This window comes from Amycolatopsis sp. MtRt-6, from assembly GCF_017308975.1.
Classification (GTDB): Bacteria; Actinomycetota; Actinomycetes; order Mycobacteriales; family Pseudonocardiaceae; genus Amycolatopsis.
The window spans coordinates 118,918-141,720 of the sequence record NZ_JADWPD010000016.1 but is presented as its reverse complement, the minus strand read 5'-3'; the positions used below and the strand labels follow the sequence as shown (position 1 = coordinate 141,720).

General features: G+C 72.7%; 22 protein-coding genes. 7 read left to right on the top strand and 15 right to left on the bottom strand.

The window, feature by feature from the left end:
* Positions 1–27 precede the first annotated feature (27 nt).
* The 8 genes from I4Q55_RS26140 to I4Q55_RS26105 form a co-directional block, all read right to left on the bottom strand.
* The gene (locus I4Q55_RS26140; protein WP_206791259.1) at positions 28–1,341 is read right to left on the bottom strand and encodes an ABC transporter substrate-binding protein; all 1,314 of its coding nucleotides are present in this window, start codon (positions 1,339–1,341) and stop codon (positions 28–30) included.
* Positions 1,328–2,398 carry a branched-chain amino acid ABC transporter permease gene (locus tag I4Q55_RS26135; RefSeq protein ID WP_206791258.1) on the bottom strand — a complete coding sequence of 357 codons (1,071 nt, stop codon included), beginning with the start codon at positions 2,396–2,398 and terminating at the stop codon, positions 1,328–1,330. Before I4Q55_RS26135 ends, I4Q55_RS26140 begins: the two co-directional genes overlap by 14 nt.
* A complete protein-coding gene (locus I4Q55_RS26130; RefSeq protein ID WP_206791257.1) occupies positions 2,395–3,246 on the bottom strand; it encodes a branched-chain amino acid ABC transporter permease in 852 nt (283 codons plus the stop codon). Before I4Q55_RS26130 ends, I4Q55_RS26135 begins: the two co-directional genes overlap by 4 nt.
* Positions 3,247–3,292: 46 nt before the next feature.
* On the bottom strand, positions 3,293–4,000 hold the full coding sequence (locus I4Q55_RS26125; RefSeq protein WP_206791256.1) for an ABC transporter ATP-binding protein: 708 nt from the start codon (positions 3,998–4,000) through the stop codon (positions 3,293–3,295).
* Positions 3,993–4,784 (bottom strand): ABC transporter ATP-binding protein, encoded by a 792-nt coding sequence (locus I4Q55_RS26120; RefSeq protein WP_206791255.1) that lies wholly within the window; start codon positions 4,782–4,784, stop codon positions 3,993–3,995. The genes I4Q55_RS26125 and I4Q55_RS26120 overlap by 8 nt, the downstream gene beginning before the upstream one ends.
* A 183-nt stretch (positions 4,785–4,967) precedes the next feature.
* Entirely contained in the window at positions 4,968–5,954 is a 987-nt protein-coding gene (locus tag I4Q55_RS26115) for an ABC transporter substrate-binding protein (RefSeq protein ID WP_206791254.1), read from the bottom strand.
* Positions 5,955–6,262: 308 nt separating this feature from the next.
* Entirely contained in the window at positions 6,263–7,501 is a 1,239-nt protein-coding gene (locus I4Q55_RS26110) for an MFS transporter (RefSeq protein ID WP_206791253.1), read from the bottom strand.
* A gap of 270 nt (positions 7,502–7,771) precedes the next feature.
* Complete coding sequence (locus I4Q55_RS26105) at positions 7,772–8,389, bottom strand: thioesterase domain-containing protein (RefSeq protein WP_206791252.1); 618 nt, start codon at positions 8,387–8,389, stop codon at positions 7,772–7,774.
* Positions 8,390–8,476: 87 nt separating this feature from the next.
* Here I4Q55_RS26105 and I4Q55_RS26100 point away from each other — a divergent pair, with 87 nt between their 5' ends.
* A complete protein-coding gene (locus I4Q55_RS26100) occupies positions 8,477–11,554 on the top strand; it encodes a BTAD domain-containing putative transcriptional regulator (protein WP_206791250.1) in 3,078 nt (1,025 codons plus the stop codon).
* A gap of 71 nt (positions 11,555–11,625) precedes the next feature.
* The gene (locus I4Q55_RS26095) at positions 11,626–12,396 is read left to right on the top strand and encodes a GntR family transcriptional regulator (protein ID WP_206791248.1); all 771 of its coding nucleotides are present in this window, start codon (positions 11,626–11,628) and stop codon (positions 12,394–12,396) included.
* Positions 12,397–12,406: 10 nt separating this feature from the next.
* Here I4Q55_RS26095 and I4Q55_RS26090 read toward each other — a convergent pair whose 3' ends face one another.
* Genes I4Q55_RS26090 through I4Q55_RS26075 form a run of 4 tightly spaced genes read right to left on the bottom strand, consistent with a single transcriptional unit; the run spans position 12,407 to position 16,215 of the window.
* Positions 12,407–13,717: a hypothetical protein gene (locus I4Q55_RS26090; protein ID WP_206791247.1), complete on the bottom strand. Its 1,311-nt coding sequence runs from the start codon at positions 13,715–13,717 to the stop codon at positions 12,407–12,409.
* The gene (locus I4Q55_RS26085; RefSeq protein ID WP_086851333.1) at positions 13,714–14,103 is read right to left on the bottom strand and encodes a PTS sugar transporter subunit IIA; all 390 of its coding nucleotides are present in this window, start codon (positions 14,101–14,103) and stop codon (positions 13,714–13,716) included. Before I4Q55_RS26085 ends, I4Q55_RS26090 begins: the two co-directional genes overlap by 4 nt.
* A 9-nt stretch (positions 14,104–14,112) precedes the next feature.
* On the bottom strand, positions 14,113–15,732 hold the full coding sequence (locus I4Q55_RS26080; protein ID WP_206791246.1) for a PTS system mannose/fructose/sorbose family transporter subunit IID: 1,620 nt from the start codon (positions 15,730–15,732) through the stop codon (positions 14,113–14,115).
* Between the two features lie 6 nt (positions 15,733–15,738).
* Positions 15,739–16,215 carry a PTS sugar transporter subunit IIB gene (locus tag I4Q55_RS26075; protein ID WP_206791245.1) on the bottom strand — a complete coding sequence of 159 codons (477 nt, stop codon included), beginning with the start codon at positions 16,213–16,215 and terminating at the stop codon, positions 15,739–15,741.
* 337 nt (positions 16,216–16,552) lie between these two features.
* On the opposite strand from I4Q55_RS26075, the gene I4Q55_RS26070 reads away from it, so the two are divergent.
* Positions 16,553–17,497, top strand: a complete 945-nt coding sequence (locus I4Q55_RS26070) for an MBL fold metallo-hydrolase (protein ID WP_206791244.1) — start codon at positions 16,553–16,555, stop codon at positions 17,495–17,497.
* A 94-nt stretch (positions 17,498–17,591) separates the two neighbouring features.
* Here the strand turns inward: I4Q55_RS26070 and I4Q55_RS26065 are convergent, their stop codons facing one another.
* On the bottom strand, positions 17,592–18,089 hold the full coding sequence (locus I4Q55_RS26065) for a MarR family winged helix-turn-helix transcriptional regulator (protein WP_206791243.1): 498 nt from the start codon (positions 18,087–18,089) through the stop codon (positions 17,592–17,594).
* A 75-nt stretch (positions 18,090–18,164) separates the two neighbouring features.
* On the opposite strand from I4Q55_RS26065, the gene I4Q55_RS50630 reads away from it, so the two are divergent.
* Positions 18,165–19,079, top strand: coding sequence for an EamA family transporter (locus I4Q55_RS50630; protein WP_206791242.1), 915 nt, complete (start codon positions 18,165–18,167; stop codon positions 19,077–19,079).
* A gap of 37 nt (positions 19,080–19,116) precedes the next feature.
* Positions 19,117–20,301, top strand: a complete 1,185-nt coding sequence (locus tag I4Q55_RS26055; RefSeq protein WP_206791240.1) for a glycoside hydrolase family 64 protein — start codon at positions 19,117–19,119, stop codon at positions 20,299–20,301.
* On the opposite strand, the gene I4Q55_RS26050 is transcribed toward I4Q55_RS26055, so the two are convergent.
* Positions 20,298–20,459: a hypothetical protein gene (locus I4Q55_RS26050; protein WP_242546738.1), complete on the bottom strand. Its 162-nt coding sequence runs from the start codon at positions 20,457–20,459 to the stop codon at positions 20,298–20,300. The genes I4Q55_RS26055 and I4Q55_RS26050 overlap by 4 nt on opposite strands.
* Positions 20,460–20,648: 189 nt before the next feature.
* Between I4Q55_RS26050 and I4Q55_RS26045 the strand changes: the two genes are divergently transcribed.
* Together I4Q55_RS26045 and I4Q55_RS26040 are read left to right on the top strand one after the other, a co-directional pair.
* On the top strand, positions 20,649–21,209 hold the full coding sequence (locus tag I4Q55_RS26045; protein ID WP_206791238.1) for an RNA polymerase sigma factor: 561 nt from the start codon (positions 20,649–20,651) through the stop codon (positions 21,207–21,209).
* Entirely contained in the window at positions 21,206–21,652 is a 447-nt protein-coding gene (locus I4Q55_RS26040; protein WP_206791237.1) for a hypothetical protein, read from the top strand. Before I4Q55_RS26045 ends, I4Q55_RS26040 begins: the two co-directional genes overlap by 4 nt.
* Here the strand turns inward: I4Q55_RS26040 and I4Q55_RS26035 are convergent.
* A complete protein-coding gene (locus I4Q55_RS26035) occupies positions 21,649–22,773 on the bottom strand; it encodes a S8/S53 family peptidase (RefSeq protein WP_206791236.1) in 1,125 nt (374 codons plus the stop codon). The genes I4Q55_RS26040 and I4Q55_RS26035 overlap by 4 nt on opposite strands.
* Positions 22,774–22,803: the final 30 nt, after the last annotated feature.

Here is a 22,803-nt window from a genome sequence, read left to right as displayed (position 1 = left end):
CGCGGCACCCACGAGCCGGCCCGGTCGTCACTTGCTCACCAGGTTGACCTGCTCCGGAGTGGCTCGCTCACCGGAGTACGGCGTGATCGCGCCCGTCCCGCGGTCGGTCACGGCGGGTGGCTGGATCACCGTCGTCGTCACGTCCGGGTTGATCTTGAACACGAACGCGCCCGTGTAGCCGGCGTGCGAGTCCTTCGAGAACCCGAACGGGGTCAGGCCCGGCCCCTTCAACGCGCCCGAGCTCATCGCGTCGACGACCTTCTGCCGCGTCGGGTCCGGGCCGGCCGCCTTGAGCGCTTGCCCGAACGTGTACGCCTGCACCATGCCGAACAGCACGGTGTTGGTGAACGGCTCCTTCGGGATGTACTTGTCGTGGATGCCCTTGAAGTAGGCCACCCACGGGTCCGCCGTCTGGGCGACGTCCGGCAGGTACCCGGTGCCGATCAGGCCGGCCAGCAGCTGCCCGCTGGAGACGCTGGCGCCGCCGCGCTTGGCGAAGTCCTGCAGCAGCCCGGACAGCGTCGCCGGGTCCGCGCCGATGCTGCTGACCACGAACTGCGGCTTGTACCCGATCTTCGCCGCGGCCAGGATCGCCAGCGCGGTGAACGCCGGGATGCACGCGCAGACGACGACCTCGGCACCGGCCGCCTTGAGCGCCGACAGCTGGGGCGTGACGTCGGTGTTCGCGCTGTCGTAGCCCTGCTTGACGACGACCTGGTCCTTGACGAACTGGTCGAGCCCGGCCTGGGTGTCGCGGCCGACGTCGTCGTTCTGCGTGAAGTAGCCGACCTTCTTGCCGGCGAAGGTGTCCTTGACGTACTTGCCCTGGATCTTGCCTTCCCGCGTGTAGTCCACCTGGTAGCCGAAGGTCATCGGCGCCTTCTGCGGGTTGTCCCAGGCGAGCGCGCCCGAGGACACCAGCAGGTCCGGGACGCCTTCGGAGTTCAGGTAGTCGACGACCTTCGAGTGCGTCGGCGTCCCCAGGCCGCCGACGATCGCGAAGACCTTGTCCTGCAGGACGAGCTTCTTGACGACCTCGACGGTCTTCGTCGGGTTGTAGCCGTCGTCCTCGACGTGATAGTCGATCTTGCGGCCGTTGATCCCGCCGCCGTCGTTGATCGCCTGGTACACCGCGCGGGCCCCGGCGGAGATCTTGCTGTACCCGGGCGCGGCCGGGCCGGTGAGCGGCTGGTGGGTGCCGATGACGACGGTGTCCTTGGTGACGCCGACCGCCGAGTCCGCGGCCTGCTGCCCGCCGCCGTCGCTCTCCCCCGCGCCGCCGCACGCGGTCAGCGCCAAGGCGAGGGCGATGAACCCCGCGCCGTACCTAGTGGTTCTCATGGTTCTCCTTTTTCTCGGCGGGCTTACGGAGAAGTGCGCGGAGCCGCTGGAACCCGCCCTGGATGCCACGCGGGAAGGCGAGCACGACGACGATGAGGATCACGCCGTACACCGCGAGCGGCAGGTTGTTGGCCACGTCGGTGTTCAGGTGCAGGACGTCGGCGAGGTCCTCGGACCAGGCCTGGAAGTACACGAGGGCGACCGCGCCCCACAGCGCGCCCCACAGGGAGCCGAGCCCGCCCAGCACCACCGCGGCCAGCAGGCTCAGCGACAGCGCGGGCGTGAACGACCCGGGCGCGGCGGTGCCGAGCAGGAACGCCTGCAGGCCACCGGCGAGCCCGCCGCAGACCGCGCTGACCAGGAACGCGAGGATCTTCGTGCGCCCGACGGCGATCCCGCTCAGCGCGGCGGCGACCTCGTCGTCGCGGACCGCGCGGAAGTCCCGCCCGAGCCGGCCGCGGACGATGTTCACCACCAGCACCAGTGCCAGCAGCACGCTGAGCCAGACGATCCAGGTCTGCCAGCGCAGTTCCGGGACGCCGATCCCGGCCGGTCTGCTGTGGACGGTGAAGTCGAGCCCGTTACTGCCACCCAGGAAGTCCGGGAACTTCCGGGTCAGCGCGGGCAGGCCGACGGCCAGTGCCAGAGTCGCTCCGGCCAGGTACGGGCCGTGCAGCCGGGCCGCCGCGGCACCGGCCAGCAGCCCGGCGAGCCCGCCGGCGGCCGACGCCAGCAGCAGGTCGGCCCACAGCGGGAACGACGGCACGTGCTTCACCAGCAGCGCCACCGTGTAGGCGCCGATGAACATGAACGCGCCGTGGCCCAGGGAGACCTGGCCGGTGAGACCGGTCAGCAGGGTCAGGCCGGCCACCGCGATCAGGTAGTAGCCGATGGTCGCGATCCGCAGGTTGGTGAACTCGTCGGTGACCAGGGTCAGCAGCACGACCACCACGAGCGCGCCCAGCGCGGCGAGCACGTGGACGAGCAACGGCGGCAGCGTGCGGCGCTGCTTCACCGGCGTTGCCGTTGTCTCCGCCGGTTTCGTCCGCACGCTCATACCCGCCTCACCTTGGCCCGGCCGAACAACCCGCTGGGCCGCAGCGTCAGCACGACCACCAGGATGGCGAGCGCGGCGATCGTCACCATCTCCGGTCCGAAGTAGCCGGACACATAGGACAGTCCGACACCGAGCACGAACCCGCCGGCGATGGTGCCCAGCGGGTTGTCGAGACCGCCGAGCACCGCCGCGGTGAGCGCGTAGACGAAGACGCCGTCCAGCACGTTCGGGAAGAGGAACGGCGGGGTGGCGAGCAGGCCGGCCAGCGAGCCGACGCCCGCGGCCAGGCCCCAGCCCGCGGTGAGCATCAGCCCGACCCGCACGCCGAGCGTCCGCGCCACTTCGGGGGCGAACGCCGCCGCGCGCATCCGCAGGCCCAGCGGCGTGTACTTGAACAGCACCAGCACCAGGGCGGCGATCGCGAGCACGACGAGGACCACGAACAGGTCGTTGGCGGAGAACCGGCCGCGGAAGTCGAAGGCGTACGGGAACGCCAGCGGCTCGTTGGACCAGATCATGCCCGCGATCGCCTGCAGCACCAGCAGGAGCCCCAGCGTGACGATGATCGAGCTGAGCTCGGAGCGGTGCCGCAGCGGCCGGATGAGCAGCCGTTCGGTGGCGACACCGAGAACGGTCCCGGCGACGATCGCGACGGCGAAGCCCAGCCAGTAGCTGCCGGTCGCCTTCGTCACCGAGTACGCGAGGTACGTCGAGATCAGGGCGAGGGCGGGTTGCGCGAAGTTCACCACCCGGGTGGCCCGGTAGATGATGACCAGGGCGAGCCCGAGCGCCGCGTACACCGCGCCGGCCGAGATCCCGCCGAGGGTCAGGTCGAAGAAGTCCTGCATACCGGACCGGTCACCTCCATTGTGGACGGTCAGAAACCCCGGAAAGTCAGAAACCGAGGTAGGCGTGGCGGAGGCCGTCGTCGGCCAGCAGTTCCGCCGCGGTGTCGACGGCCACGACCCGGCCGAGCGCGAGGACGTACCCGCGGTCGGCGATGGACAGCGCGGAGTGCGCGTTCTGCTCGACGAGCACGACGGTGAGCCCGGTGGTGGCCCGCAGATCGCGCAGGATGCCCATGATCCGCGCGGTGACGAGTGGCGCGAGCCCGAGCGAAGGCTCGTCGAGCAGCAGCAGCCCGGGCCTGCTCATCAGGGCCCGGCCGATGGCGAGCATCTGCCGCTCGCCGCCGGAGAGCGTCGAGGCGGGTTTCGCCGAACGTTCTTCCAGCGCGGGGAAAAGCTCGTACATTTCCCTGCGCGCGGCGGCCCGGTCGGCGCGGTCCCGCCGCCAGAGCGCGCCCAGCCGGAGGTTTTCGTCGACGGTCAGCTCGGTGATGACACCGCCGCCTTCGGGCACGTGCGCGACGCCGCCGCGCGCGATCCGGTCCGGCGCCAGCCCGGTGAGTTCCCGGCCGTCCCAGGTGATCCGGCCGCCGCGGGCGGGGTGGAGGCCGCTGATCGTGCGCAGCAGGGTGGTCTTGCCGGCGCCGTTGGCGCCGAGCACGGCGGTGATGCCGCCGCGGTCGACGGTGATGCCGACGCCGTCGAGCGCGCGGACCGCGCCGTAGGCGACGGAGAGGTCTTCGATCTCAAGCACCGGACACCTCCTCGGCGGGGTCGCCGAGGTAGGCCTCGGCCACCCGGGGGTCGGCCTGGATCCGCGCCGGCGGGCCCGCCGCGATCACCTCGCCGAAGTTCAGCACCACGACTTGGTCGCAGACCTCCATGACCAGGTCCATGTGGTGCTCGACCAGCACGACCGCCAGCCGCCGGCGCAGCGAGACGATCAACGCCGACAGCTCGGCGAGCTCGGTGGCCGACAGCCCGCTCGCCGGTTCGTCGAGCAGCAGCAGGTCGGGTTCGGCCACCAGCGCCCGCGCGAGCGCCACGCGTTTTCGCACGCCGTAGGGCAGGACGCCGGGCAGCCGGCCGGCGAGGTCGGCGATCCCGAGTTCGCCCAGGGTTTCCTGGGCGCGCCCGGCCAGATCGGCTTCGTCGCGCGCCGAACGCCCGGCACCGGCGAGGGCGGGGAGCAGGCCGGTCCGGGCGTGGCGGCCCGCGCCGGTCATCACGTTCTCCAGGACCGTCAGCCCCGGGAACAGGCCGAGGCCCTGCAGCGTCCGGACGATCCCGAGCCGGGCCAGGTGTTCCGGGCGGTGGCGGACCAGCGGCCGCCCGCGCCACAGCACGCGACCCGCCTGGGGCCGGACGAAGCCGCAGATGACGTTGAACAGCGTCGTCTTGCCCGCGCCGTTGGGCCCGATGACCCCGACGACGGTGCCGGCGTCGACGCTCAGGTGGACGTCGTGCAGGGCGGTGAGACCACCGAAGCGCACGGTGAGGCCGTCGACCACGAGCAGGTCTTCGCCGGGTAGTGCCATGAATGACTCCGATCCCACCATGTGGACAACGTCGTACCGCGCGGTCGGTATGAAGAGGGTGGGCCGCGGCGGCGGTCGTGTCAAGGCCGGACGGAACGGGACTTTCTGCCCAACTCGCACACCGAAGGGGCCGTTCCTCGCGGTCGGTGCGAGAAACGGCCCCTTCGGGTCACCGGTGGCGGCTCAGCCGGTGCCGGTCTGCGGCGCGATCATCGAAGAAGCGTCGATCCTCGTCTGGACCACGCCCAGCTGCTGCAGCAGGTCCGGCACCCGCTGGATGCGCCGGGCGTCCAATGTGGACCCGAAGGCGGGCATCACCATCAGGCTGGCGATGTCCTGGTCCACCTTGGCGTTGCGGACGACGAGCGGTTCGATCCGGGCCCGGTCGACAGCGGCGCGCGTCGCGTTGAGCATCGCGCGCTGGAACGCCTTCAGCGTCTTCGGGTTGTCCTGGACCCACTTGGCGGTGGCGCCGTAGCCGGTGAGCGGGAAGTTCTGGGTGCTACCACTGGCGGCGTCGATGACCGGGTAGGCGCCGGCCGTCCGGGCGGCCTGGGTGAGGAACGGCTCCGGCTGGTAGGCGGCGTCGACCCGGCCCTGCGCGAGCGCGGCGCTCATCTCCGGCAGCGGCATCGGAACCCACTGCACCTTGCCGGGGTCGACGCCGTGGTCGCGCATCACCGACCGGGTCAGCACGTCCGAAGCGGCGTTCTTCGAGCTGATGGCGATCCGCTTGCCTTCGAGGTCCCTGACCGTCTTCACCGGCGAGTTCGGCACGGTGACGACCTCGTTGCTGCGCGGGCTCGCCGAGGTCCCGTCGGTCACCAGCTTGACGTCGGCGGAGCCGTTGCTCTTGGCCAGGAAGAACAGCGTGTAGGTGGACAGCGCGAGGTCGGCCTGGCCGCTCGTCAGCCGGCTCAGCGTCTCCTGGCCGCTGGCGCCGACGTCGGTCTGCACGTCGAGGCCCTCGGCCTTGAAGTACCCGCCCTCCTGGGCCAGCCACAGCGGCGCGAGGTCGACGGTGGTGAGGATCGCGACCCGGATCGACGGCTTTTCGACGGCACCGGCGGCGGACGAGCCCTTCAGCTGGCTGCAGCCGGTCAGCACGACGGCGATCAGGGCGACCAGGGCGAGCACGGCGAGCCGGCGGGTCGAGGCGCGTTGGGGCATGCCACTCCTCGGGGAAGATTCCGGGAATCACGGATTACGGCTCGTTCGGCCGTGATCAGCGGACTGTAGATGACGATTTCCGCGTCCGCAAATCGTTGCCGGGAACTGCCGCGCCGGTGATCACCGCGGGAAACAAACCCACGAAAACCCGGCACACAGGGTGATCGATGTCCGCCATCCGGCCCAGCACATCACTCCGGATGATCTCAAGCGGAGCGTGACACCACTGTCACGCTCCACACTCGGCGACCTATGGGAAATAGCCGCTTCCGAATACCGGAAACCGAATTGTGCGCGGCCGGAAAGGCCTATTTCCCCGCCGCCCCCGCGGGCACCGCGAACCGGCGCAGGCCAGGGGTCACCACGCCGACCAGGGCTACCGCCAGCACGCCCAGCAACCCGCCGCTCACCAGCGCGAACGTCCCCGATGTCACTCCCGCCACCAGACCTCCCCGCAGGTTCCCGACATCCGGCCCCGCCTGGCCGACGATCTGCTCCGCCGCCGCCACCCGGCCCAGCAGTGCGTCCGGTGTCGCCAGCTGGACCAGCGCGCTGCGCGAAACCACCGATACCGTGTCGGCCGCTCCGGCCACGACCAGGCACGCCAGGCCGAGCCACGGGTTCGGGATCAGGCCGAACCCCGCGAGCGCCACGCTCCAGGCCGCCGACCCCGCGAGCATCACCCGGCCCGGCCGGGGCAGCCGCGTGAACGTGCCCGAGAACACCGACGCCCCGACGCCGCCGACCGCCACCGCCGACAGGAACAGGCCGAGCGTGCGGGGGTCGCCGGCGAAACGCTCGGCGTTGACCAGGGGGAACAAGCTGATCGGCATCGACAGCACCGTCGCGGCCAGATCGGTCAGCAACGCGCCCCGCACGATGGGCGTCCGCACGAGGAACGCCAGGCCGTCGAGCACGCCGCGCAGCCCCGGCCGCGACGGCTCGCCGTCCGGCCGCATCGCCGGGAGGCCGAACACGCCGAAGAACGCCAGGCCGAACGTGAGCGCGTCGACGACGTAGCAGCCGCCGACGCCGAACCGGCCCAGCACGAGCCCGGCGAGCGCCGGGCCGAGCAGCATCGCGCCCTGGAAGGCGATCCGGTTCAGCGCCAGCCCGGCCGGCAGCTGCTCCGGCGGCAGCAGCCGCGGGATGAACGTCCGGGCCGCCGGCCCGCCGCCCGCGACGAAACAGGACTGCACGGCCACCAGGCCCAGCACGACGATCACCGGCACGTCGCCGAGAAACCCCTGCACGGCGAGCAACACCGAGCAGGCGGCCTGCCCGGTCGTGGCGAGGAGGGCGAACTTCCGCCGGTCGACGCGGTCCACGAGCGTGCCGGCGAACAACCCGAACACGATGACCGGCAGCGCCTGCGCGAGCCCGACGGCCCCGGTCCACACCGTGCTCCGGGTCTGCTCCCAGACCTGGAACATCACGGCGACGAGGGTCATCTGGCTGCCGAAGCCGGAGAAGACCCGGCCCACCCACAGCCGCCGGAACGCCGGGGAGGCGCGGAGCGGGGTGACGTCGACGAGAGCGCGGATCACCCGCGAATTATAACAGCGCTTATACAATCACTGTCGTCCTCGCTGCGCACCGCCGCGCGGCGGGACCTCCTCGGCAGGCTCGATCCACAGTGCGATGTAGCGATCGACCCGCCAATTCCCCGCGGGGAATGATCCTCCACAAAGGACGACGGAAGCGTTTCGGAAGCCGGTCCGGGCAGCATCGGGCGCGAGCACCCGAGCCCAAAGGAGTCAGACCATGAGCGCCGCCGCATCCCAGGCCGTCATCGGCACGGCCGCGAGAAAGGCCGGCTATCCCTCGGCCGGCTTCGGCGCCGACGGCACGCCCAAGGCGGAGATCAGGTAGGCCGACCGCAGGACAGCGTCGCGCAGCAGGGCGGCGCTGTCCCGCGCCCGCGCCGGCGTGAGCACGAACCCCGCGCTGGTGTGCTCCCCCCAGCCGGTCATCACGTGCGGCTCGCCGAACCCGCGGATCGGGCACGGCAGCGGCGGGGCCACGGGCAGGTGCGCGTCGCTGGCCAGCAGGCTGACGTCGGCGCGCTCCGCCTGCTCCGGCACGGCCCTGGCGGCCCGCGACGGCGGCGCCTGGTGCGCCACGACGAGTGCCCGCGAGACCCCCAGTCCCGCGGCCACCCGCCGCTGCGCCAGCCGGTAGGCGACCAGGGCGCCGAGCCCGGCCCCGAAGAGCACGTGCGGGCTCTCGAGCACGTCGGCCAGCTCCGCGGCCAAGGCCTCGACCAGCAGCCACATGTCCCGGTACGGGTGCTCCTCCCGGCGGTCGCCCCGCCCGGGCAGCTCCACGACCTGGACGGCGATCCGCGGATCGCGCCAGGCCCGGTAGCGGCCGGCGGCTTCCCCGGCGTCCGGGAAGCAGACGAACAACAGGCGCTGCGCGTCGTCTCTGTCCACCCGTAGCCTCCCTTCCCTCTTGGGCCGCAGGTTAGGGTTCCGCACAGCACTTCCGTTTCGCTTCGGTCCGTCTTCCGGGGGGTACCTTTGCGCTACCGCCTGCTCGGACCGGTCACGGTCCTCGGTGACACGGGCGCGGTCCGCCCCGGCGGCCGGAAACAGACGTCCGTGCTGGCCGCGCTGCTGCTCAACCCCGGTCGCGTGGTCTCCGAAGACCGGCTCATCGACCTGACCTGGGGCGAGAACGCGCCGCCGAGCGTCCGCGGGCGGCTGCAGGTGCACATCTCGGAACTGCGGAAGCTGCTCGGCCGCGACGTCATCGTGCGGCGCGCGCCCGGCTACCTCATCGAGGTCGCGCCCGGCGAACGGGACCTCGACGTGTTCGACGCCGAGGTCGCCGCGGCCAGGGCCACTTCCGGGGCGGACGCCGTCGCGCACCTGCGGGCCGCGCTGGCGCTGTGGGAAGGCACCCCGCTCGGCGGGGTGAGCGAGGCGCTGGCCGAGCACGAGGGCCCGGCGCTGGCCGAACGCCGGCTCGTCGCGCTCGAAGAACTGTACGAACAGGAGCTCGCCGCGGGACGGCACGGCGAGGTGGTCGGCGAACTGCGGCGGCTCGTCGACGAGTACCCGTTCCGCGAGCGCCTGCGGGCCGCGCTGATGCTCGCGCTGCACCGCTGCGGCCGCACCCCGGAAGCCTTGGAGACGTACACGCGGGCGCACGATCTGCTGGTCGAAGAGCTGGGCATCGAGCCCGGCCAGGCCCTGCAGGACCTGCGGATGCGGATCCTGCGCGGCGAAGGCGAGCCGGCGCCGGCCGCCGCCCCGCCGCGGCCCGCCGAGCTGCCGCTGGACGTCCGCGGGTTCGCCGGCCGGGCGCCGGAGCTGGCCGCGCTCGACGAACCCGGCGAGGTCTGGGTGATCACCGGCACCGCCGGCGTCGGCAAGACCGCGCTGGCCGTGCACTGGGCCCACACCGCGCGGACGCGTTACCCCGACGGCCAGCTGTACGTGAACCTGCGCGGCTTCGACGCCGACGACGAGCCGCTCACCCCCGCCGCCGCGCTCGCGCAGCTGCTGCGCACCCTCGGCGTCGACCTGCGGGACGTGCCGCCGGGCGTCGACGACCAGAGCAAGCTCTACCGCTCGCTGCTGGCCGACCGGCAGGCGCTGGTGGTGCTGGACAACGCCCGCGACACCACGCAGGTGCTGCCGCTGCTGCCGTCGTCGGGCCGGGTGCTGGTGACCAGCCGCCACCGGCTCGACGAGCTGGTCGCCCGCGTCGGCGCGCGGTCGCTGGGCCTGGCGCAGCTGCGTGCGGCCGACTCCCGTGCCCTGCTGACCACCCTCCTCGGCGACCGGACGGCGGCCGAGCCCGAAGCCGCCGACGAACTGGCCCGCCTCTGCGGCCACCACCCGCTGGCCCTGCGGATCGCCGCGGCGAACACCGGCGTCGCCAGCATCGGCGAGCTGGTCGACGAGCTGCGCGGCGACCCGCTGGCCCACCTCGGCTTCGACGGCGGCGGCGAAAGCGCCGTCGCCAAGGCGTTTTCGGTGTCCTACCAGGCGCTGGCGCCCGGGCTGCGGCAGGCGTTCCGGCTGCTCGCGCTGGTGCCGGGGCCCGACTTCACGGCGATCGCCGCGGCGGCCCTGCTGGACGTGCCGGTGGAGGAAGCGACCCGGCGGCTGCGCGGGCTGATCTCGGCGAACCTCCTCGAGGCGCACGCGCCCCGCCGCTACCGGTTCCACGACCTCGCCCGCCGCTACGCCGAGCAGTGCGTCCGCGCCGAGGAGGACGAACCCGCGCGCGAGGAGGCATGGGAGCGGCTGTTCACCGGCTACTGCGCGGCCGCGGACGCCGCCGTCGCGCTGCTGGGCGCGCGGATCGTGGCGCTGCCCCGCGAGGACGCGCCTTCGGCGCCGAGCCCGGTCGTCTTCGCCGACGCGGCGTCGGCGGTGGCCTGGCTGGACGTCGAGGTGCCCAACCTGTCGGCGGCGCTGCGGCAGGCGGCGGCGCGCGGGCCGTACCCCGGCGCCTGGTACCTCGCCGACGCGTTGCGGCGGTTCTTCCACGACCACGGCCGCCGCGCGGAGTGGCTCGAGCTGGCCCCGATCGTGCTGCGGGCGGCGCAGGACCACGGCGCACAGCCCGCCGAAGCGCTGGTCCAGCTGTCCCTCGGCGGCGCGTACTTCCGCGAGGGACAGCACGAGGCGGGCATCCGGCACACGGAGAAGGCGGTGCTGGCGAGCCGGGCGTGCGGCTGGCGGCAGTGCGAGGCCACGGCGGTGGCGAACCTCGGGGCGATGCTGGAGTGGACCGGCCGGCTGTCGGAGGCCGTCGAGCACAGCCGTCGCGCGATCCAGCTGTTCCGCGAGCTGGGCAACCGGTCGGGTGAGGCACTGGCGCTGAACTCGCTGAGCTGCCACTACCGGCAGCTGGGCCGGCTCGAGCAGGCCGAGGACTGCCTGGTCGAGGCGATCGCGCTGGCCCGCAAGGAGGACCTGGCGTTCTGGGAGGCGGCCAACCTGGCCGACCTCGGCCTGGTGCTCCTGGCCACCGGGCGGCTGGCGGAGTCCGGGGAGGTCCTCGACCAGGCGCTGGCGGCCTTCCGCGACCTCGGCTCCAGCTTCGGCGAGGCGACGGCGCTGAACGTGGTGAGCGCCCTGCAGAGAGCCCGTGGCGACCACACCTTGGCGGTGGAGACGGCGGAGGCGGCCCTGGCGTGCGTCCGCCGCGACGGCGACCGCCAGGTCGAAGCGGCGGCGCTGATCGCGGTGGGCCGGGCGGAGGAGAGCCGGGGCGACCTCGGCGCGGCGGAACGCGTCCTGCGCGAGGCCCGGGCGCTGACGGCGGAGTCGGGGTTGAAGGGACAACTGGCGGAGGCGGAAGCCACGCTGGCCAGGGTCCTGGCGGCGGGCGGCCGGGCGGCCGAGGCGGGCGAGCACGCCCGCACGGCACTGGACGCGGCCCGCGCGGGCGGGTTCCGCCTGGTCGAGGCGGAGGCACTGCTGGGACTGGCGGCGGTCGAGGAGGCAGCGGGCCGATCGATGCTGGCCGCCGGGACGGCCCGGGAGTCGAGGGCGCTCTACAGCGCGGTCGGGCACGTGACGGGCGAAGCGCTGGCGGCGAACTTCCTCGCCCGCCTCGGCGACCGCGCCACCGGCTGAGCGGTCCGCGCGGCTCCGGCCGAGCCGCGCCGGGTGTTACCTCCGTCGCCGTGGCGCGACATACTGAAGTCATGCCCCGTCCGAAACACGTCGCCGCGAGCGATCTGCGCCTTCCGGACGCGCTGCAGCCGGGGCGGCCGAAAGGCGACCAGCTGCGCGAGATCCTGGAAAGCGTCGCGACGGAGGCCGGGCCGGGCCGGCTCATGCCGTCCGAACGGTTCCTCGCCGAGCACTTCCAGGTGGCCCGCGGCACCGTGCGGCAGGAAATCAACCGCCTCGTCGCGGACGGCGTCCTCTACCGCCAGCACGGCACCGCCACCTTCACCGCCGAACGGCAGGCGGCGCACATCGACATGCTGACCTCGTTCACCGAGGACATGCAGGCCCGCGGCGTCGTGCCGAAGACGAAGGTGCTGCACGCCGAAGTCGAAAGCGCGGGCCCGCGCATCGCGGGACGGCTGAACGTGCCGCCGGGCGCCCGGGTGTTCCGGCTGGAACGCCTCCGCTACGTCGAAGACGAGCCGTTCGCGGTGGAGCGCACCAACCTGTCCGTCGACCGCTTCCCGGACATCGAGCTGTTCGACTGGGAAACCCAGTCCCTGCACCGCACGATCGAGGAACGCTGGGGCGTGCGCCCGGAGTGGAACGACACGGCGATCTCCGCGGTCCTGCCCACCAGCAACGACGCCGCCCTGCTCGGCATCGAAGCCACCCAGCCGTGCCTGATCATCGAGGGCACGCTGCACGACCAGAGCGGCGGCGTCATCGAAGCGGGCCGGTCGCTGTACCGGGCGGACCGCTACACGGTCTTCACCCAGGCCCGGCGCAGCCCGGCGACCTGAGCTGGCCGGCTCAGCAGCGGCTGACCTGGTGCGCCCGCAGCACCTTCAGGCAGTGCTCCACCAGCTCGTCCGCGGCCTCCGGGTCGAACAGCGTCACGTACGACTCGTAGATCCCGTCCCGGTGGGCCTCGGCGTCCGGCAGGTACCCCAGGTACCCGTCGGTGTAGCCGATCACCCGGGTGTGGCGGAACGGGCTGCCGCGGCGGATGCGCAGGCCCAGGGACGCGAACAGCTCGAACGGCGTGTGCAGCCAGGCGATCTCCCCGAGCGACACCACGCTGACCGGCACCTCGGCGCAGCCCGTCGGCCGGCCGCCCGCCGCCATCGTCGCCAGCATCGCGCAGCCCTCGTAGCGGGTCTGGGCGATCCGGACCGCCGGGTGGTCCTCCCCGTGGCGGGCCAGCTCGCGCTGCCACTCCGCCTCCGCCGCCTGCCGCAGCCGGAGGCTGTCCTCCAGTGACGGGATGTCGCGGTAGGGCAGGTGCAGCGTCGACCGGGTCAGCCGGACCGGGCCGGCCGCCGCGGCCGGTGGCGACACCGCCGTCAGCGTGCGCGCGATCGACGTCGCGAGGTGGCCGCCGAGCGTGCGGACCTCGGCGTGGTCACGACCCCGGCGGACGAACCGGGAGCTCGCGTCGCCCGCCGCGCCCTGCAGGAAGGCCGCGACCGGCTGGCCGACCAGCGTGGCCAGCTCGCGGCGGGTCGCGCCCGGCCAGTCCGCCGACCAGGCGAGGTTGTCCGGGCCGAGCACCGTGGGGTGGCTGGCGTAGTCGAACAGCAGCGCGGCCGGCCTGCCGTCGTCGTGCCGCAGTTCGAGCACGCCGAACGACGTGTCGTGCGGCCCGTCGGGCCGGTAGCGGTTGCCGCCGACGGCTTCCGTCGAACCCGCGTGCCAGCGGGCCCGGACCCGGCCGCGGCAGGCCCGCAGCCGCAGCGCCGCGCCGGTGACCTTCTCCGCCATGCCGCCGACCAGCCCGGGGTCGCGCCGCCCCGGCAGGCCGGGGTGCAGCGGACCGGTCCAGCCCTCGGGCCCGGAGTGCGTGTGCGACGCGCAGACGAGCACCCGGTCCGGGTCGATGTCCACCGCCGCGGCGACGGCGTCGGCCAGGGTGCGGGTCAGCCCGGCGTCGACGGCGAGGGCGTCCAGCGCCACCCACACCACGCCGGGGTCGTCCTCGGTGGACAGCCAGATCAGGGACGCCTCGAGGTCGTCGTGCGTGCCGGTCGCCACGCCGTGCCGGGCCAGGTAGCCGCCGAGCGGGTGCCCGGGTCCCGGCGTGATCCGGACGTCTTGCGCGGCGAGCAGGAGCGCGGCGGTCACCAGGTCGATTCCAGGACGTCGACGACGCCGTCGCGGCCGGCGGCGCGAGCCACCCCGGCCAGCTCGGTGACGTCGTCGGTCGTGTGCAGCAGGACTTCCAGCAGCATCGGCAGGTTCAGCCCCGAAACCAGCTGGAGGCGCGGGTGCCCGGCGGCGAGCGTGCGGACGGCGTTGAACGGCGAGCCGCCGTGCAGGTCGGCGAGCACGAGCACGCCCGCGGCGTCGCCGGCCAGCGCGAGCACGCGGGCGCCGAACTCCTCCGGGCTGTCGCGGGGGCTCAGCTCGCAGACCTTCAGCCGCGACTGCGGGCCGAGGATCATTTCGGCGGCTTCCCCGACGCCGGAGGGCAGCCGGCCGTGGCCGGCGAGGATGATCGGGACGGACATGGACGACTCCTAACTCTTCGCCGGGGCCGATGGCGCGAACCAGCCGAGCCACCCCAGGACGACCCCGACCACAACCACGATGCCGATGACCCAGACCGGCCGCAGCCGTGCCTTGACCGTCAGCAGGTAGACCCCGGCCGTGACGAGCACCGGGAGCAGGAACGGCAGCAGTTCGTCGAGCCGGTCCTGGATCGCCACCGCCTGCGTCACCGGCTGCCCCTGGACCGTGGTGGTCTGCCGGTAGGTCAGCGTGGTGACGACCTTGACGCTCGACGGGATGAACCCGCCGAGGACGACGAAGCCGAGCACGGTCGCCCCCTGTGCGACGCGCGCGAGCGCGCCGGCGGCGAGGTGCCCGGCCAGCCGCTTCCCTTCGCGGTAGGCGAACCCGAACTGCCAGCGCCGCACCAGCGCGTACGGCACGAGCACCATGACGGCGGCGAAGGCGGGCCCCAGCCAGTTGCCCTGCAACGCCCACGACGCGCCCATGGTGAAGACGATGCTGTTGTACAGCGCGAAGACGACGGTGTCGCCGATGCCGGCCATCGGCCCCATCAGCGCGATCTTCGTGCTCGCCGCCGACTTCGGCGTGCCCGCTTCTTCGAGCGCGACGCTGGAGCCGAGGATCAGCGGGCCGCCGACGAGCACCGAGGTGTTGAAGAACTGCAGGTGCCGCTGCAGGCCGGCGACGTAGTCGGCCTTTTCCGGGTAGAGCCGGCGCAGCGCGGGCTCCATCGCATACGCGAACCCGAGTGCCTGCATCCGCTCGTAGTTCCAGGAGATCTGGCTCGACCAGAAGTACCGGCGGAACACCCGCCGCAGGTCCTGCTTCGTCAGCCGTCGGTCCACTGTGGATTCCTCGGCGGGCGGTCCGGGCACGGCGAGCACCGGTTCGTCGCGCTTGAGCGTCACGAACAGCATCGCGACCGCGACGCCGATCAGCGCGATCCCCAGCACCGGCAGGTGCAGGTAGGCGAACCCGACGAACCCGATGAGCAGCAGGTACCAGTACCGCGAGAGCTCCATCATGCCGAGCAGCAGCGCGAAGCCGACGGCCGGCAGCAGCGAGCCGGCCAGCGTCATGCCCTGCACGAACCCGGCCGGGATGCTCGCGGTGATGTCCTTGACCAGCCCGCCGGACGCGGCGAGCGCGGCGAGGAACGTCGGGATCGCGCGCACCGCCACCCACGGGACCAGGCTGACCCAGTGGATCATCGCCAGGCCGCGGGCGTTGCCGTCGGCGGCGTAGCCGTCGGCCCGGTGCACCAGCGCGGTGGTGACCATCTTGCCGACCGGGTCCAGCGCCGAGAGCAGGATCGCCGCGGGCAGCCCGACGCCGATGCCGATCGCGGCCTGCGCGGCGGCGTCGCCGGCGGCACCCGCGGCCAGCGCGGTGCCGACGATCGCGCCGGTCTGGTAGTCCGGGATGGTGGCGCCGCCGTAGGTGTAGACGCCGAGCGCGGCGAGCTCCAGCGTCGCGCCGATGAGCAGGCCGAGCAGCGGGTGCCCGGTGATGAGCCCGGCCACCGAGCCGGCGATGAGCGGGCGCTGGGCGTAGACGAGGAACGGCCCGAGGCCGTCGTACGTGCAGTAGATCGCCCAGAGGGTCAGGGCCAGCGCGACGAGCATGCGGAGCTAAAGCCCTTTCCGGTCGAGCAGCGGGACGAACTCGGCGGGCTTGTCCTGCGGCAGCAGCTGTGTGACCAGCGGGACACCCGCGACGACCAGCTTGCGGTAGGCGTCGGCCTCGTCCGCGGTGACCGCGACCGAACGGGTGACCATGGTGTAGGAATCACCCGGCCGGGGGGCCACGTTGCCGACGTTGACGACCTCGGGCCGCAGCCCGCCCTCGACGAGGCGGAAGACGTCGTCCGGGTGCTTGGCGATGATCATGGCGCCGGCGCCGGCCTCGGCGGCCAGCGTGGCTTCGACGGTGAGCACGTCGGTGGGCAGCCCGCGGGCGGCCTGCGGGAGCAGCATCCGCTGCAGGTCGTCGGCGGCGACGTCGTCGTTGCAGACGATCAGCCGGCGCACGCCGAGGCGGCGGGTCCACGCGACGGTGACCTGCCCGTGGATCAGCCGGTTGTCGATCCGGACGTGTGCCCCCGCCATAGTTCTCCTCCCGGACGGCAGGGGACATACTGGTTCGTACCAGTATCTGTGTCAACACTGCCGGTGACCGGCCTTCGCGCGGCCGACGGAAGGACCCCTCAGACCTTCCGTCGGCCCACGAGCGCGAAGTCCCCCTGGATTTTCTCCCGGACCCTCCCATAAAGGTATATACCAGTATGGACGGACGTGATCGACTGTCAAGACCTGGAACCGGGGGAAATCCGAAAAATTCTCGACCGGTCGGCCGACCGAAATTGACCGGGCACATTCCGGAGAATTCGCGCAACCTGACCGCGCCACCGTCGTTAACCGCATCGTCCGTTCAGGGGAGGAAGCCATGCCGGCCGTCAGATCGAACATCGTCCCGCTCCGGCACGCGCGGCCCGGCGTGGTGGCGTACGTGAAGAGCCCGGCCGAGTGGTTCGTCGCGAACAGCGGCTGGATCCAGGGCGCCGAGGGCGTCGCGCTGATCGACACGTGCGGCACCGAGCAGGCGACCCTGGAGCTGCTGCGCGACGTCCGCAAGTACGCGGGCGAGCAGGAGCTCACGGTCGTCATCACGCACGCGCACGGCGAGCACCACAACGGCCTCGGCGTCGCCCTGCGCGACGGCGGGTCGGCGCTGGCCGCGCCGGGCAGCCTCGACCAGGTCAAGGCCGGCCCCCAGACGTACGGCAACGTCTTCACCTACACCCGCTGGGGCGCGCTGGAGCCGCCCGCGCCGGAAGCGGTCCGCCCGGTGACGGGCCGGCACGAGCTGGACCTGGGCGGCGCGGCGGTCGACGTCGTGGCGGTGCCGGGCACCGCGCACACGGCGGGCGACCTGGTGGTGCACGAGCCGCGATCGGGCACGCTGTTCACCGGCGACCTGGTGTACATCGGCGACACGCCGATGGCGGTCCACGGCTCGATCCCCGGCTGGCTCGACGCGCTGCACTGGCTGCAGGACACGTTCCGGCCCCGCACCCTGGTGCCCGGCCACGGCCCGGTGGCGACGCCGGGCCACACGGCGTTCCACGCGATGCGCGTCTACCTGGAGTGGCTGCTGGAGGCGACCACGCGCCAGTCGAACTTCGCGAAGCTGGCGAAGCAGGCGTCGCTGCGCTGGCCGTCGTGGCGCAACCCGGAGCGGCACATCGGCAACCTGATGCGCGCCTACGCCGACCAGCACGGCCGCAAGCTGGACGTGGACCTGGCGATCGACGCGGTCCTCGCCGCGGCGGGCGGCCGGATCGACCTGGATTCGCTGCTGGGGAGCGAGCCGGCCCGCCGGATCTCCTAGCCACCCAAGCGCCCCAATGTGGCCTTCGGTGCGTTCAACGCAACCAAGGCGGCCTTCGGTGCGTTGAGCGCAACCAAGGCCACATTGGGGCGCTTCAGGACCCGGCGCCGCCGAGGCTCTCCAGGAGCGTGCGCAACGTCGCCGCCAGCTCGTCCCGCTCCCCGGCGTCCAATGCCGCCAGGATGCGGTGCTCGGTCTCCACGTGGTCCGGCAGCGCGCGGTCGATCAGCTCCCCGCCGGCCTCGGTGAGCCGCACCCGGACCCCCCGGCCGTCGGCCTCGTTCGGCGTGCGCTCCACCAGCCCCCGCGCCTCCATCTTGTCGAGCCGCTGGGTGATCGCCCCGGACGTCACCATCGCCGACCGCATCAGCTCCGTCGGCGTGAGCCGGTAAGGCGGGCCGCTGCGGCGCAGGGTCGCCAGCACGTCGAAGGTCGCGCGGTCCAGGCCGTGGCGGGCGAACGTGCGGCGCAGCTCCGCGTCGACCAGGGCGCTCAGCCGGGACAGGCGGCCGATCACCGCCATCGGGGACACGTCGAGGTCGGGGCGCTCGGCGTGCCACTGCGCCAGTACCCGGTCCACGTGGTCGGCCATCGGCACAGCGTAACGGATGCCTTAGCGGTAAGTGAGCACTAGCCATTTACCTTAGCGCTGAGCTAATCTGCCTTAGTGCTAAACAAACAGCTCCTCCTCACCGCCCTCGCCCCGGCCATCTGGGGCACCACCTACCTCGTCACCACCGAGTTCCTGCCGCCCGACCGCCCGCTGCTCGCCGCCGTCATCCGGGCGCTGCCCGCCGGCCTGCTGCTGGTCGCGCTCACCCGGCGGCTGCCGAAGGGCGACTGGTGGTGGCGGTCGCTCGTGCTCGGCACGCTGAACATCGGCGCCTTCCTCGCCCTGCTGTTCGTCGCCGCCTACCGGCTGCCCGGCGGGGTCGCCGCCACCCTCGGCGCCCTGCAGCCGCTGCTGGTCGCCGGCCTGTCCACCGGTCTGCTCGGCGAACGCCTGACCCGGCGCACCGTGCTCGCGGGCGTCGCCGGGGTCGCCGGCGTCAGCCTGCTGGTCCTCCAGTCGAGCGCACGCCTCGACGCGATCGGCGTCGCCGCCGCGGCCGGCGGGGCGGTCGTGATGGCCACCGGCGTCGTGCTGAGCAAGCGCTGGACGTCCCCCGCTCCCCTGCTGGCCACGACCGGCTGGCAGCTCGTCGCGGGCGGGCTGGTGCTCGTCCCGGTCGCGCTGGCCGTCGAAGGCGCGCCGCCCGCGTCGCTGTCCGGCGCGAACCTCGCCGGCTACGCCTACCTCGCGCTGATCGGCGCCGCACTCGCCTACGCCCTGTGGTTCCGCGGCATCCGCGCCCTGTCGGCAACCCACGTGACGTTCCTCGGGCTGCTGAGCCCGGTCGTCGCCACCCTGCTCGGCTGGCTCGCGCTCGGCCAGCGGCTGACGCCCTGGCAGCTGCTGGGCGCCGCGATCGTGCTCGCCGCCGTAGTGGCCGCCCAGCGGCCGGCGTTGCTCCGGACGGGGGCTGATAATTATCAGCCTTTGACAACTCCTCACCGGGCCACCGAGTCTGAAATGGTCTGAACAACTTGCGATCATCGGCCTCAACGAGGAGGCGCCCGTGCGCACGAAGACGTCCGTCCGGAAACGGCTTGCGGTCTTGGCCGCGGCTTTCGCGGTGGTCACCGCGACCGCCCCCGCCGCCGAAGCGGTACCGGCCACGATTCCCCTGAAGATCACCAACAACTCCGGCCGCAGCGATCCCGTCTACCTCTACGACCTCGGGACGAACCTGGCGACCGGGCAACAGGGCTGGGCGGACGCGAACGGCGGGTTCCACGCCTGGCCCGCCGGCGCGATCCCGCCGGTCCCGGCGCCCGACGCGGCCATCCCCGGCCCGGCCAACGGCCAGTCGATCACCATCCGGATCCCGAAGTTCTCCGGCCGGATCTACTTCTCCTACGGGCAGAAGCTGGTCTTCAAGCTGGCCCCCGGCGGCCTGGTGCAGCCGGCGATCCAGAACCCGTCGGACCCGAACGTCGACATCCTCTTCAATTGGTCGGAGTACACGCTCAACGACGGCGGTCTCTGGATCAACAGCACGCAGGTGGACATGTTCTCCGCGCCGTACGCCGTCGGCGTCCAGCCCGCCGGCGGCACCACGAGGAGCACCGGGCACCTGAAACCGGGCGGCTACAACGGTTTCTACACCGCGCTGCGCGGACGGCCGGGCGGCTGGGCCAACCTGGTCCGGACGCGCTCCGACGGCACGGTCCTGCGCGCGCTGGCCCCGAGCCACGGCATCGAAGCGGGCGCGCTGCCCGCGACCGCGCTGCAGGACTACATCGACCGCGTCTGGACGAAGTACAGCTCGTCGACGCTGACCGTGACGCCGGTGGCCGACCAGCCGAACGTGAAGTACTACGGCCGCGTCTCCGGCAACACGATGAACTTCACGAACACCTCCGGCGGGTTCGTGACGGCGTTCCAGAAGCCGGACTCCGACAGCGTCTTCGGCTGCTACAAGAACCTCGACGCGCCGAACGACGTCCGCGGCCAGATCTCGCGCACGCTCTGCGCGGGCTTCAACCGTTCGACGCTGCTGACCAACGCGAACCAGCCGGACACCAGCTCCGCGGGCTTCTACCAGGACGCTGTCACCAACCACTACGCGCGCGAGATCCACGCGCGGATGGCCGACGGCAAGGCGTACGCCTTCGCGTTCGACGACGTCGGCCAGCACGAATCCCTGGTCCACGACGGCAACCCCGCGACGGCCTACCTGACGCTGGATCCGTTCAACTAGAGCTTCACGACGACCGGTGCCACCGGGGTGTCCCCGAGCAGCTCGCCCGGGGGCGCGCCGGTGCTCACCGGCACCGGCACCGCCCGGCCCGTCACCTCCACCGGCTGCTCGCACGCCACCAGTTCCACCACGAGGACGGCAACCACGAAAGACCGCATGACCGGCTCACCCCGACCCATCTCCACCACTCCCACCGGGCACACGACGGCCGCCGCGGGGCCGGTTCAGGTATTTCCCGGCCCTTCACCGGATCGGCTGAGCGGGGGAAGACGTGAAGGAGTCCCCCGATGGCGTACGGGTCCGAAGGGCTGCTGTTGGCTAGGCTGAGTGGGTCAAGCGGAGGTGAAGTGGACACCACGACCCTGCTCGAGGCGGCCGCGCGCGGCGACCAGGCGGCGTGGGACGCCCTGGTCGACCGGTACGCCAGCCTGCTCTGGTCGGTTGCCCGCGCCCACCGGCTCTCCGACGCCGACGCGGCCGACGTCGTCCAGACGACGTGGCTGAAGCTCGTCGAAAACCTCGGCCGGATCAAGGACCCGGAGCGGCTGCCCGGCTGGCTGGCCACCACCACCCGGCACGAGTGCCTCCGCCAGCTCCGCCGCACCGGCCGCGAACGCCCGACCGACGACCAGGTCTGGCAGAGCGAGCCGGCCCCGGACCCGCCCGTCGACGCGGCCGTGCTGCTCGGCGAGCGCGACGCCGCGCTCTGGCGGGCGCTCGACAAGCTGTCCGACCAGTGCCGCCGGCTGCTGCGCGTGCTCATGGCCACGCCCCCGCCGTCCTACGCGGAGGTGGCGGCCGCCCTCGACATGCCGGTCGGCAGCATCGGCCCGACCCGGCAGCGCTGCCTCGGCCGGCTGCGCGAGCGGGCGAGCCAGGCCGGGCTCGGAACGGAGGACCGGACATGACCGCCGACGACGAGCTCATGGACGTCCTGCGCGCGGCCGCGGCGGCGGCGGACCCGGTGCCGGACCTCGTGCTGCGCCAGGCCCGCGCCGCGCTGACCACCCGCGACCTCGACGCCGAGCTGGCGGACCTGGCCTTCGATTCGGACCTGGCGGAAGCCGGCGCGGTCCGCGCGGGGGGCGAGGACGTCCGGCTGCTGTCGTTCGAGGCGTCGCGGGTGTCCGTGGAGCTGCAGGTGGAGTACGCGCGCGGCCGCGTCGCGCTGCGCGGCCTGATCACCGGCGCGACGGGCGAGGCGGTGATCGAGGTGGCGGGCGAGCGGCACACGCGCCCGATCGGCCCGGAGGGCTGGTTCACGGCGACCGGGCTGCCGCGGGGAGCGACCCGGGTGACGGTGACCGCCGCGGACGGCACGACGGTCACCACCGGCTGGGCGAGCCTCTAGCTCTCCTGGACGCGCGGCACTTCGCTGCTGCCGTTCACGTCGAAGACGGTCAGCGGGTCGGCGGCGGTGAGCACTTCGCCTGCCGCGTCCCGGGCGCTCTTGCCGGTCGCCATGACCGCCGCGATCCGGCCGGTGACGATCGCGGCCGAGAACGAAGTGCCGCTCCAGACCGCGTACCCGTTGAACCTGGGCTTTTCGTCCGGCGGCTGCGCCGGGTAGCCCGGGTGGAAGTACGGGCCGACCACGTCGACCCCGTCGGCGTAGGCCGCGATCCACGGCCCGAAGTTGCTGAAGTCCGCGACGCGCGGGGTACGCGAGGCGTCGGCCGAGCCGACCGGCAGCACCAGCGCGTGCTTGTCGTCGACCTGCCCGGGCACCGTGGGCGCCAGCTTGATCCCGGCCGGGAAGACCCGCTGCCGCATCCCCCGGTTCCCGGCGGAGGCGACGACGACGGTGTCCGGGGAAAGCCGCCGCAGCGCGGCTTCGATCGCCTTCGGCGGCTGGTCTTCGAAGGTCTGGCCCGAGAAGGACAGGTTGATCAGCGTGACGCCCTCCTCGCGGAGGTCGTCGATGGCGTTCGCCACCGCGAGGTCTTCGGCCTCGCCGCGCTGCTCGTCGATCACGCCCTTCATCCGGACCCCCACGTCCGGCCCCGCCTGCTTCAGCACCACCCCCGCGACGAAGGTCCCGTGCCCGGCGGAGCCGACCGGGTTCCCGTCTTCGCCGCGGACGACCCGGACGGTGTCCTCCGGGTCGTAACAGACGCGGTTGCCGAGGAAGTCGTGTGGTTTCCCGTCCCGGAGCACGATCCCGGTGTCGATGACCCCGGCCCGCACCGCGATGCGCTCGGCTGCCGGCACCGGGGTCAGGTCGAGGCCCGTCGGCCGCGGGCGCAGGTCGCCCCAGATGATGCGGTCGAGCCCGAAGAGGTGGTTCGGGCTCGCACCGTGGCCGCGCAGGGCGGCGAGCACCTCCGGGACCGGCCGGGTTCCGGTGAAGCGGCGCAGGACTCCCGCTCCCCCGGCCGGGTGGTAGCCGAACCCTGCCAGCTCGGCGCGGATCGCGGCACAATCTTCGGCATGGACGAGCAGCTCGCCGGCTCGATGGCGGTATCGCGTCATGTGTCCCCCTCCGGGACCGGTCATGGGTGA

What these genes read in the sequence shown, in the direction of transcription:
- I4Q55_RS26140 (WP_206791259.1), bottom strand. Translation starts at nt 1,341, where the DNA reads ATGAGAACCACTAGGTACGGCGCGGGGTTCATCGCCCTCGCCTTGGCG.
- I4Q55_RS26135 (WP_206791258.1), bottom strand. Translation starts at nt 2,398, where the DNA reads ATGAGCGTGCGGACGAAACCGGCGGAGACAACGGCAACGCCGGTGAAG.
- I4Q55_RS26130 (WP_206791257.1), bottom strand. Translation starts at nt 3,246, where the DNA reads ATGCAGGACTTCTTCGACCTGACCCTCGGCGGGATCTCGGCCGGCGCG.
- I4Q55_RS26120 (WP_206791255.1), bottom strand. Translation starts at nt 4,784, where the DNA reads ATGGCACTACCCGGCGAAGACCTGCTCGTGGTCGACGGCCTCACCGTG.
- I4Q55_RS26115 (WP_206791254.1), bottom strand. Translation starts at nt 5,954, where the DNA reads ATGCCCCAACGCGCCTCGACCCGCCGGCTCGCCGTGCTCGCCCTGGTC.
- I4Q55_RS26095 (WP_206791248.1), top strand. Translation starts at nt 11,626, where the DNA reads ATGCCCCGTCCGAAACACGTCGCCGCGAGCGATCTGCGCCTTCCGGAC.
- I4Q55_RS26085 (WP_086851333.1), bottom strand. Translation starts at nt 14,103, where the DNA reads ATGTCCGTCCCGATCATCCTCGCCGGCCACGGCCGGCTGCCCTCCGGC.
- I4Q55_RS26080 (WP_206791246.1), bottom strand. Translation starts at nt 15,732, where the DNA reads ATGCTCGTCGCGCTGGCCCTGACCCTCTGGGCGATCTACTGCACGTAC.
- I4Q55_RS26075 (WP_206791245.1), bottom strand. Translation starts at nt 16,215, where the DNA reads ATGGCGGGGGCACACGTCCGGATCGACAACCGGCTGATCCACGGGCAG.
- I4Q55_RS26070 (WP_206791244.1), top strand. Translation starts at nt 16,553, where the DNA reads ATGCCGGCCGTCAGATCGAACATCGTCCCGCTCCGGCACGCGCGGCCC.
- I4Q55_RS26065 (WP_206791243.1), bottom strand. Translation starts at nt 18,089, where the DNA reads ATGGCCGACCACGTGGACCGGGTACTGGCGCAGTGGCACGCCGAGCGC.
- I4Q55_RS26050 (WP_242546738.1), bottom strand. Translation starts at nt 20,459, where the DNA reads ATGCGGTCTTTCGTGGTTGCCGTCCTCGTGGTGGAACTGGTGGCGTGC.
- I4Q55_RS26040 (WP_206791237.1), top strand. Translation starts at nt 21,206, where the DNA reads ATGACCGCCGACGACGAGCTCATGGACGTCCTGCGCGCGGCCGCGGCG.
- I4Q55_RS26035 (WP_206791236.1), bottom strand. Translation starts at nt 22,773, where the DNA reads ATGACGCGATACCGCCATCGAGCCGGCGAGCTGCTCGTCCATGCCGAA.